General features: G+C 50.3%; 7 protein-coding genes. All 7 read left to right on the forward strand.

The annotated features are described in order from the left end of the window. Positions 1-10: 10 nt before the first annotated feature. The 7 genes from VIM87_RS27160 (at position 11) to VIM87_RS27190 (ending at position 10,132) form a co-directional block, all read left to right on the forward strand. Complete coding sequence (locus tag VIM87_RS27160) at positions 11-3,541, forward strand: hypothetical protein (RefSeq protein ID WP_332000026.1); 3,531 nt, start codon at positions 11-13, stop codon at positions 3,539-3,541. Positions 3,542-3,580: 39 nt separating this feature from the next. Continuing rightward, entirely contained in the window at positions 3,581-4,975 is a 1,395-nt protein-coding gene (locus VIM87_RS27165; protein WP_332000027.1) for a contractile injection system tape measure protein, read from the forward strand. Between the two features lie 151 nt (positions 4,976-5,126). Continuing rightward, entirely contained in the window at positions 5,127-6,515 is a 1,389-nt protein-coding gene (locus tag VIM87_RS27170) for an ATP-binding protein (RefSeq protein ID WP_332000028.1), read from the forward strand. Between the two features lie 10 nt (positions 6,516-6,525). Beyond that, positions 6,526-7,896 carry an eCIS core domain-containing protein gene (locus VIM87_RS27175; protein WP_332000029.1) on the forward strand — a complete coding sequence of 457 codons (1,371 nt, stop codon included), beginning with the start codon at positions 6,526-6,528 and terminating at the stop codon, positions 7,894-7,896. Between the two features lie 69 nt (positions 7,897-7,965). Beyond that, positions 7,966-8,244: a hypothetical protein gene (locus tag VIM87_RS27180; RefSeq protein ID WP_332000030.1), complete on the forward strand. Its 279-nt coding sequence runs from the start codon at positions 7,966-7,968 to the stop codon at positions 8,242-8,244. Between the two features lie 31 nt (positions 8,245-8,275). Further along, a complete protein-coding gene (locus VIM87_RS27185) occupies positions 8,276-9,223 on the forward strand; it encodes a hypothetical protein (protein ID WP_332000031.1) in 948 nt (315 codons plus the stop codon). Between the two features lie 27 nt (positions 9,224-9,250). Next, a complete protein-coding gene (locus VIM87_RS27190) occupies positions 9,251-10,132 on the forward strand; it encodes a DUF4157 domain-containing protein (protein WP_332000032.1) in 882 nt (293 codons plus the stop codon). The last annotated feature ends 161 nt before the right edge of the window (positions 10,133-10,293 follow it).

Consider the following 10,293-nt stretch of genomic DNA (forward strand, 5'->3'; position numbering starts at 1 on the left):
ACAAACTGACATGCAAGAGCCAGTTACCATACCAAAGTCCAACCCATTGCTGCCCGCGGAAGATTATACCGCATTACGTGAGAAAGGCATACAGTCCATTGCAAAACTGGGCAGCGAGATCTGGACGGATTATAATAATTCAGACCCCGGCATTTCCATACTGGAAGCAGTTTGCTACGCCATTACGGACCTCTCTTACCGCACGGATTTTGATATTAAAGACCTGCTGGCGCCGGAGCAGCTGAGCAACGATACCTGGAAGCAGATCTTTTACACCGCCCGGCAAATACTGCATAACAATGCGCTTACCATTAACGATTACCGCAAGCTGGTGATCGATATTAAAGGTGTGCGCAATGCCTGGATAGAAACCAGCAAAGATTATGAAGTACCGGTATGGATAGATTATAATGACGCCGAGATCCGGGAGGAAGCCGGCTGCAGCTGCGATGATGCAGATGAAAAAATATGTTACGGTAAGCTGGGACTGGAATCACTTACTACCGACCAGGTGAACGCTTACCGCAATACCAAAATACAGGACATCAATGCCCTGCTGCAAAAGTTAGCCGCCGCAAGAACAGCCGCTGAAACAAAGATAGCCGACCTGACCACGCAGATAGATATGCCGGACATTGACCCCACCAAAAGAGCCGCGCTTATTGCAGAACGGGAACAGCTGCAGGAACAGATCAAACATATCGACAAAAAAACAACGGCGCTCAATACGCTGCAGGCATATCTTTCCCCCGACAACACTACGCTTCCCTCCAAGATCATTGAATTTGAAGGGTTGTACAATGTGATGGTGGAGTATGAAGAAGATGTGCTGCAGGCCGATCAGCGGGAGGAAGTACGGCAGCTGGTGCTGGACCGCCTTAGCCGCCACCGCAATTTATGCGAAGATTTCCTGAGCATCAACGGAGTGGAGTATGAGGACTTTGGCATTATGGCATCTGTAGCATTAGAGGAATATGCCGATCCCGACCAGGTGCTGGCGCAAATGTTCTTCATCATTTACAAATACTTCACGCCATCCGTACCCTTTCATACTATCCCGCAAATGCAGGAAAGAGGTTACCTGATAGATGAAATATTTGAAGGCCCTGCCCTTAAGCACGGGTTTATAGATGATGTGGAGCTGGAAGCAACCGACTTTTTCCGCGACATCCGCCTGTCGGACATCATCAACGAAATAGCCGACATTAAAGGCATTAAAGCCATTACCTACCTGCACCTTTCCAGTGGCAGCAATACCGGTGATGCAGATCCTGATAAGAACTTCTTTTACCAGTGGCTTAACTTCCTGCGGGAACAGCGCAAGGTAGCCCGTATACAGCCCGGCATGTCGCAGATCATTTTCTGTAAGGAAAGGGAGCTGCTTACCTATTACACCGGTCGCCCTGCCGACCGGCGGCCGGAAAGAATGCTGAAGCTGTTCAACGACCTGAAAGTGCTGGAACGCAAGTACAAGCTGGAAGGCCATACCGTAGATCTGCCGATACCTTTAGGCGAGAACATGGAGCTGGAAGATTATTACCCCGTAACCTACTCCCTGCCCATGTGCTACGGTGTAAGCGACCGCGCAGGACTGCCCAATGATGTTGATGAAAAGCGCCGCACGCAAGCACTGCAGCTGAAAGGTTATTTGATGTTCTTTGAGCAGATCCTGGCAGATTACCTGGTGCAGCTGAACCACCTCCGCGACCTGTTCACTTTTGACGATACTGTTAAGTACACCTATTTTACCCGTGCCCTCACGGAGATAGAAGATCTTAAAGACCTGGTGGTAGATCACGGCGCACCCAATCCCTGGGAGCAGGTGCTGAAAGAATTTACCCATGTGATCCAAAGCCTGGTGGAAACACCTAAGATATTCCAGGACCGCCGCAATCATTTCCTGGATCATATGCTGGCCCGCTTCAGCGAAGATCTGAGCGAGTATGAGAACATCAGCACCTGGCTTACACCCTATAAAGTAAAGGAGCGCATGATCCAGGATAAGATCCGCATCCTGAAGGATGGCGAGTACTACCAGATCAGCACCAACCGTGGGAAAGGTTATAACTACGCACAAAACGATATCTGGGATACGCCCAATGTTTCCGGAACAGAGAGAAGGGTAAGCCGCCTCTTGGGCTTCCGCAATGCCAAACGCAGAACGCTGGCGCCGGATTACATTGTAGTGGAACCGGTGATGGAAACCGACGAAAAAACCAAAACACAGGTCTGGAAAAAGAATAAAAAAGGCCAGCACCTGAATGTGATCAAGCTGGTGGACCCGGACAATAAAGAAACCGTGCTGCTTACCAGTATTGAAGTAGCAGACGGCTGCTGCACAGAATCCCTCATCAGCGAGCTGCTGGAGTTTGCAGACGACCGGCACAACTTCCATTTCCATGATGAGCTGCGCCAGCGCAGCCGCAAATCTGCCGGGCAAATAGGCACTTTCTGGTATGAGCTGTGGGATGGCACAGACCCCGAAATAGCACTTGCCATTGCCACCGGCGAAAAATTTGATAAGAGCGAAGACCGTGATAAAGCCTTTAAACGCCTGCAGCATGTAATGGACACGCTGAATAATGACGAAGGCATGCACCTGGTAGAGCATCTGCTGTTACGCCCCCGCTTTGATGGTGCGCTGGATGAAGTAGGCAACCCCATACTACCCGGCATGCTGGATATTTGCCTGGACACCTGTGACCTGGGCATTGGCCTGGGACAAAACACAGAGGTGCCGCCTTACCGTAAAAGATTGTACCGCATACCCGCTGAAAAATGTTTTGATAACCTGCCCTGGGTGCTGGAATACATCCGCAAAAATGTGAACCCCAATGTAGGCGATCAGTCGTTCCTGTTCCAGGAAGCATTTGCAGATGGTACTGCACCCGTACCCTTAAAGTTCCGCCGGTATGAGAACCTGGCAAAACGCGTAAAGGACCTGCAGGAGTATGGATCAGAAAGGGTGAACTATACCATTGTATCCAATGGAGAAGAAGACCCTGCGAAGCTGAAATACAGCTTTATTATCCATGGCGATAAGGACATAGTGCTGGCCCAAAGCAGCTTTATCTTTAATCAAAAATCCAAACAACCCGGCGCGCCGGATGTAGCGGATGATATTGAAAAAGAAATAGCGCAGCTGATCATCTACTTCAGCTTTCAGCTGGACCTGTACTGCGCTGCAGACCCCTGCGATAATAACGAGGATCCTTACTCCTTCCGCACCACGGTGGTATTCCCCTGCTGGCCCAAACGCTTCCGTGATGCTACTTTCCGCAACCTGGTAGAGAAAACAGTGCAAACGGAATCACCTGCACATGTATATACCCGCGTGGTATGGATAGGCATCAATGAAATGCAGCGCTTTGAAAAAGTGTATTATGACTGGCTGCAGGAAATGGCGCAAACAGAATTGCCCAGCTATGAAAAGGTAAATCCTTTAGTGGATGTGCTTAATACCCTGCAGCCCTGTGGTGTATGTAAGGATGATTGCAGCAAAGGGCTGGCGGATGATGTAAGAGTTAAAAAAACGAGTTAAAAGTGTGCCACACCTTTGAGGTGTGGCACACATAAAGTTATGTCGCACCTGATCAATAAACTGCAATTTGAAGTTAACTGCCCGGATGAAGAGCTGGCGCTGAACCTGCGCTATAACTTCTCCCTCACTTACCAGGAACAGATCATGGAAGTGGTGGACCGGGTATGCTCCAAATATGTAGATGATAAGGAATGGCTGCGCATTGATAAGCTGGAAATAGACTTAGGCAAGTTTAGCCCACAGGGTTTCAACACCCGGTTCAGCGAGGTGTTCCTGGCGAAGTTTGAGCAGGCCTTTCAGCAAAAGCTGGCCGGCATATCGCTGGTGCAGCGGCAGCAGGCCAGACAGCTTTCCTATGCGGAAATGTGGCAGCACTTTCTGTTAAAAGGCAGCCTGCCCTGGTGGGTTGATGAAACGGAGCTGAACCTGCAGGAAGTTACCGCGCAGCTGTTGCAGGAGCAGCCTGCAGCTGTGCTGGATTTTTTGCAGGCGCAACGCACACACCCGCACCTGTGGCAACGCCTGGCATTACAGTTCAGTAATGAAATAAAAGCGCAGATCATTACCCTGTTCCCTGCGCTGGTAAATGCGCAGGGCTTGTTACAGGAGTGGCAGCAAACCATTAACGCCCGGGCAACGCCGGCGCTGGCAGCTACTTCAGCGGAAAAGATAGTAAACCTGGTGCTGGAAAGCGCGCCCCTGCTGTTACAGGCCACGGCCGATAAAAATGTTGTATGGCAGGTGTTCGCTAATCACCTGCCCCACCTGTTCATTATTACACCCGAACAGGAAAGCAATGTAGCAGAACCGCTACTGGTAACACTGGCTATAGAAAAGGGCCTGCAGTTACCATCCGCTACTGCCACTGCGGTTAAAAAAGAAGCGTTGTTACCGGAATCGCTTTTTCAAACGGATTATAACACACATGCTGAAGAAGAACAATACACTGTTCGCCATGCCGGGGTAATCCTGCTCGCGGCATTCCTCCGTCCGTTCTTTACCGCCCTGGAATTATGGGATGGTAAGGAATGGAAAAGTAAAAGCGCCTGTTACCGCGCAGTGCACCTGTTAAAATATTTGTGCACCGGGCAGCAGCAGGCGCCGGAATACAGCCTGGTAATGGAAAAAATTTGCTGCGGCCTGCCGCTGGATGAGCCGGTGCCGCTGGATATGGAGCTTACAGAAAAAGAGATCGCAGAATCAACCCTGTTGCTGGAATCTATTATCGGGCATTGGAAAATGCTTAAGAACACTTCTGTGAACGGGCTGCGGGAAACCTTCCTGAAAAGGGATGGGATCCTGAGCCGCCAGGAAAAGAACTGGCGTTTGCAGGTGGAACAAAAAACCCTGGATGTGCTGCTGGACAGCATTCCCTGGGGCTTCTCCACCATCAGCCTGCCCTGGAACGGTTACCTGATCTTTGTAGAATGGTGAACAAAGCTTTTAGCTGTTAGCTTCTAGCTGTTAGTGCTTGCATTATACTTATGGTGAAGATCATTTATTAACGCTAACCACTAAAAGCTAACAGCTAATTGCTAATAGCTAATTACTAACTGCCAATTACTAACAGCTAATTACTTTTTTTATGGCCAACGGCGCAACCGTGATGGAAGGACCGGTAACTACTATAAACCGGTTAGATCAAAATGCAGCCAGCCTCTCCGCAGAGATCACCTGGTTTGCCGGGGTGGTGAATGCCCGTTTAAGCGAGTATTTCAATAAGGAAACAGCAGAGGAGAACCCTGCTGACACTACGGCGCCGGACCTCAGCAACGACCGCTCTGTTTACGCGGAGTTTGTGAACTATTATCACCTGAGCCGGGACGAACGGCTGCTGTTAATGCTCACGCTTATCCCGCATGTGCAGCCGCACCTGCTGGATATTTTCTTTAGCATCAACAAAGCATCCGGCCGGGGGCATACGGAGTTTGGCGGCATTAAAGGCACGCGGCACAGCGGCTTTTTACCCACTATTGAAACGGCGCTGTTCCTGCTGGCCGGCAATGACCTGGCTCATCGCTTCCGCCTGTACAAGCTTTTTGAGCCGGAGCATATTTTCTCCGGCCACCAGATCATTACTATTGATCCTGCACCGGGCAATGAACCCTTTTACAGCAGCCCGGTGAGCATTTCAGAAGAGTATGTTGATTTTTTTACCACAGGCCAGTTCCGCAAGCCCAACTTCAGCATGGAGTTCCCTGCCAGGCGCTTAAGCACTTCCCTGAACTGGAGCGACCTGGTGGTAGATGATTATACCGCGCAGCAGCTGGATGAGCTGCGCATATGGGTACAGCATGGCGCTACCTTATATGAAAGCTGGGGCATGAGCAAAAAGCTGAAGCCGGGCTACAAAGCGCTGTTCCATGGCCCTCCCGGTACCGGCAAAACTTTAACGGCGGCATTACTGGGCAAGCTCTATAACCTGGAAGTATACCGGGTAGATCTTTCCATGGTTGTTTCCAAATACATTGGCGAAACGGAAAAGAACCTGGAAAAAGTTTTTAAGAAAGCGGAGAACAAGAACTGGATCTTATTCTTTGATGAAGCAGATGCGCTGTTCGGCAAACGCACCAGCATTTCCGATTCCCACGATAAATATGCAAACCAGGAAATAGCCTACCTGTTACAAAGGCTGGAAGATTACCGCGGGCTGGTAATACTGGCTTCCAACATGCGTAATAACGTAGATGAAGCCTTTACCCGCCGCCTGCAGGCCATCATCCACTTCCAGGCGCCCCGCACCAGGGAAAGGCTGCGGCTCTGGAACAATGCGTTCAGCAAACAATGCCAGCCTCCCAGGCCGGATGAGCTGGAACGTATTGCACAACAGTATGAGCTGTCCGGCGGTTCCATTATGAACGTGGTGCAATATGCATCACTCATGGCATTGAACCGCAACGACAGTCACATACTGGTAGATGACCTGTTACAGGGCATCCGCAAGGAGTTTAAGAAAGAAGGTAAAACTATTTAAACAGGTAGTTATGCATACCAGCAAAACAGGTCCCAATGAAGGCAAAGCAGCGGCAACACCCGCAGCTGCTGCACATGCTCCGCTAACAGTAGGCGATGTAAATGACCCGCTGGAGGCTGAAGCAGAAGCCCTGGCCGATAAGGTGACACAGATGACTGACCCGCAAACCGCGCAGCGGAAATGTGCTGCCTGTGAAGCGGAGGACGAGGTACAGCGCAAACCCCTGACCTCTTTCATACAAAAGAAAGAAGCCGAAGGCGGCGCTGCAGCAAGCGATGCCGTTAGCGAGCAAATTAACAGCTCAAGAGGCAGCGGCGATAAAATGGCCGGCGATACCCGTGCATTCATGGAAAGCCGTTTTGGCGCAGATTTTTCTTCGGTAAATATTCACCAGGGAAATGAGGCCGCGCAGCTCTCCAATGAATTGAACGCACAGGCCTTTACCGTAGGTACAGATATTTATTTTAACAGCGGCAAGTATGCGCCGCAAACGCAGGAAGGCAGCCATTTGCTGGCGCATGAGCTTACCCATGTGCTGCAGCAGGGCAATGGCGTACAGGTACAGCGTGCCCCCATTACCGATCCTGGTAAATCAAAAAATGCAGGCGGCCAGTTTGATCCCCTGATAGGGATGTACACGGTAGCTGCCGGCGATACCCTGGGCACCATTGCCACGCGCTTTGGCACCACCACGGCCGCTATACAAAAGAATAACCCGGACATCAAGAACATTAATAAAATATCCGTAGGGCAAAAGATCTTCCTGCCGGACCTGATCATACCAAACGATCCCACCGGCATGAAGCACAATGAAATATCCCTCGATGATTATGTAAAACGCTGGGAAGCAGAAAAAGGCCGGCCCATTACCTCCGCTGAAAGAACAGAGCTGGAGCGGGGCTGCGTAGGCATCAGCGGCGCCAATACCGGTATGGATCCCCTGGATAACCTGAATAACTGTTTTAAGACATTTGAGCAATCCCTGAAATTTGCCCGCGCTAAAAATGAAGCCATTAAAGCAGCAGGTGACAGCAAGAAAAAGAAAGCCGTTATATTCTCCATGCGCTTCTGGTCGGGCGGTAAGCCTTATGCACCGGACGCCACGGGCAGGGTGGATATGTCGGATTACGACAGCCGCTTAAGCAGCGGCGACGCCTGGCGGCCGGATGATGCTTCGGGCTCAGATTATATTAACTTTGATTTTGGTTATTATGATGTAGATTCAGGTATGTGGTGGCATGCCAATCATGCACATGACCCTGGCGCTGCACCCGCTCATATGGGCGATATGAAAGCGTATGAAAGCTCACTGGACTACTATTCAAAGCCCCTGCTGGATTTTGACAGGCAGATCTTTTGCGTAGTGGTGAAAACACTTTAACTTATGTATAGATGGTATGTTGCACTGCTTGTGCTTTGTTCATGCACTCCATCCCAAAAACAACAGCAAATGAACCAGGATAAAATGATCACAGTGACCGGTACTGCATTAAATGCGAAAGCAGGCGCCGTTGTAAGAACGGAAAAAGGCAACTATTACATTCATGAGCTATCCAGCTGGCCGGATAGCATATACGAAAAAACCGTGGAAGTAACCGGCGAGCTCACTGTAATTGACCACTCACAACAGAGCGGTAAAAATGCAGAAGGTAAATGGGTGCAATCCATGAGAGGCATCCAGCAGATCATACAGCATGCACAATGGAAAGTGGTGCCGGCAGCACAATAACAACCACGGTTGTTCTATAAAAACCTTGAATATGCCCCAACGTACATCTACCGCCATTGCTTCCAATGCTACGCCTGCTGCACAGGCACATGCACCTGCGCAGGCTAATGAGCTGCGCATGCATCAACCCAACTTTATTCAGCGTAAATGTGCACATTGTGAGCAGGAAGAGGTACAGCGCAAACCTGTGACCCCTTTTATACAAAAAAGCAGCCAGGGTATCATCCAGAGAATGATAGAGGTAAATCCCGGTGTAGAGCTGGATACCATGGGGTACAACATTAAAAAGTCAAACAACTACTACAGTGCCCGGAGGGTAAACAAAAGTTCTGTACATGACGAGCTGGTAACCTCATTATTCCGCTCACCCAGGATCTTTAAGCTGCTTGGCAATACTAGTGAAGAAGCCAATGCCAGTTTGCAGAAACATATGGAAGCCAGAAAGGGCATCATAAAATTTGCCGCTGATAAAAAATACCACTTTGGGGCCGGAGACGAGTTTAAGATGAACCCTGATTACTGGGATGTAGACAGGGTCAAAGGCTCTTTTAACGTGAAACGCGGTAAAAATAAAGCTGAGGCCATGAATGATCTGCATATGCATCCAGATAAGTATCACATTGCCTGCGAAGCAGCCACCGCGCTTACTATGGTAGGAGGCGGCCAAAGTCCGGCTATAAATGATGATGGCGGCAGCAGACGTGATTGGATACCGGGTGACTGGGGATATATTTACAACAGGGGCAATATGAAGCATGGCGGTAATAGCGCAACAGACGGGGAAAATATTATTTATGTAGGGCTTGGTCAGTACTGGGGCCACTTAGGCGATGGGCTTAAATATCAAACCCTGCCACAGTGGATAAAGCAGGTAGATGGCTTTAATGGCGGCACCCCTTCTGTTCAACCCACCCGCAAAGGCCCTACCGCCGGCCTGGATGTAAGCGGAAGCGACGGCGAAGTAACGGATATAAAATAACATCCATTAAATACACAACATAACCTCATGCCGGAACATACGATCATTAACTTCCAAAAACAGCATACGCCCGCAGCGCATACCCCAATGCATAATCATCAAATGCGCATGCAGCAGCCCAATTTTATTCAGCGCAAATGCGCTGCTGGCGCCACTACCGCCCCTGCAGCCGTAAGCAGCCAGATAGAATCCGGCAAAGGCGGCGGGCAGCCCATGAGCGGCCATACCCGCAGCTTTATGGAAAGCCGTTTTGGGGCCGACTTCTCCGGTGTACGCATTCACACCGGTAATGACGCAGCCCGCTTATCAGCGCAGCTGAATGCGCAGGCATTTACCGTAGGCAACGATATTTATTTCAATAACGGGCAGTATGCGCCGGAATCAACACAGGGCCGGCACCTGTTAGCGCATGAGCTTACACATACCTTACAACAAAATGAAGGCATAGGCCGTAAAATGATCCAGCGTATGGCCCCCTGCCCTGCACACCTGAATGATGCTGACCCTGTACCTCCCGGCTGGGTGCCTTACCATGGCGACAGCTATTGGTTCCACTGCGGTTTCCGCGGCATACTGGAAGACAGGCGCCCCTCACCGCAAGACCCCATGAATGAATGTTTTTATGATCACAGCGGGGTGCTGGTAGACAGGAACCATGCCTACCCCGACTGCGCCGGTACGCCGGATGATTACGATTCATCTACCAACGCATGGGACCATACCTGGCATGACCGCGGCGGCATCTGGCATAAAGGCTGGGGCGCTTTCTGGGAAAGCCGGCGCTATAACAGCGACCGGGAAGGTGAAAGAATGATGGAATGTTACCGCGGCTGTGAATCGCAGCCCTGGTACCTGAAAGGTTTCTGCTACCAGGGATGTAATCCCCAAAGTATGATGATGATGTATTAACGGATAACAAAAAGCAATGTCGGCACAAACACATCAATCAACTATAAACCCCGCTGCTGCTGCCGCTGCAGCGCCTGTTGCTGCGATGGTAAATGACACTGCGCTGCCGGAGCAAAGCATGGAGCCATTGCAATGGCTGCCGGTCCAGCGCCAGCTAACCG

This window comes from Chitinophaga sp. (assembly GCF_036569125.1).
Taxonomy (GTDB): Bacteria; Bacteroidota; Bacteroidia; order Chitinophagales; family Chitinophagaceae; genus Chitinophaga.

What these genes read in the sequence shown, in the direction of transcription:
- VIM87_RS27175 (WP_332000029.1), top strand. Translation starts at nt 6,526, where the DNA reads ATGCATACCAGCAAAACAGGTCCCAATGAAGGCAAAGCAGCGGCAACA.
- VIM87_RS27170 (WP_332000028.1), top strand. Translation starts at nt 5,127, where the DNA reads ATGGCCAACGGCGCAACCGTGATGGAAGGACCGGTAACTACTATAAAC.
- VIM87_RS27160 (WP_332000026.1), top strand. Translation starts at nt 11, where the DNA reads ATGCAAGAGCCAGTTACCATACCAAAGTCCAACCCATTGCTGCCCGCG.
- VIM87_RS27165 (WP_332000027.1), top strand. Translation starts at nt 3,581, where the DNA reads ATGTCGCACCTGATCAATAAACTGCAATTTGAAGTTAACTGCCCGGAT.
- VIM87_RS27180 (WP_332000030.1), top strand. Translation starts at nt 7,966, where the DNA reads ATGAACCAGGATAAAATGATCACAGTGACCGGTACTGCATTAAATGCG.
- VIM87_RS27190 (WP_332000032.1), top strand. Translation starts at nt 9,251, where the DNA reads ATGCCGGAACATACGATCATTAACTTCCAAAAACAGCATACGCCCGCA.
- VIM87_RS27185 (WP_332000031.1), top strand. Translation starts at nt 8,276, where the DNA reads ATGCCCCAACGTACATCTACCGCCATTGCTTCCAATGCTACGCCTGCT.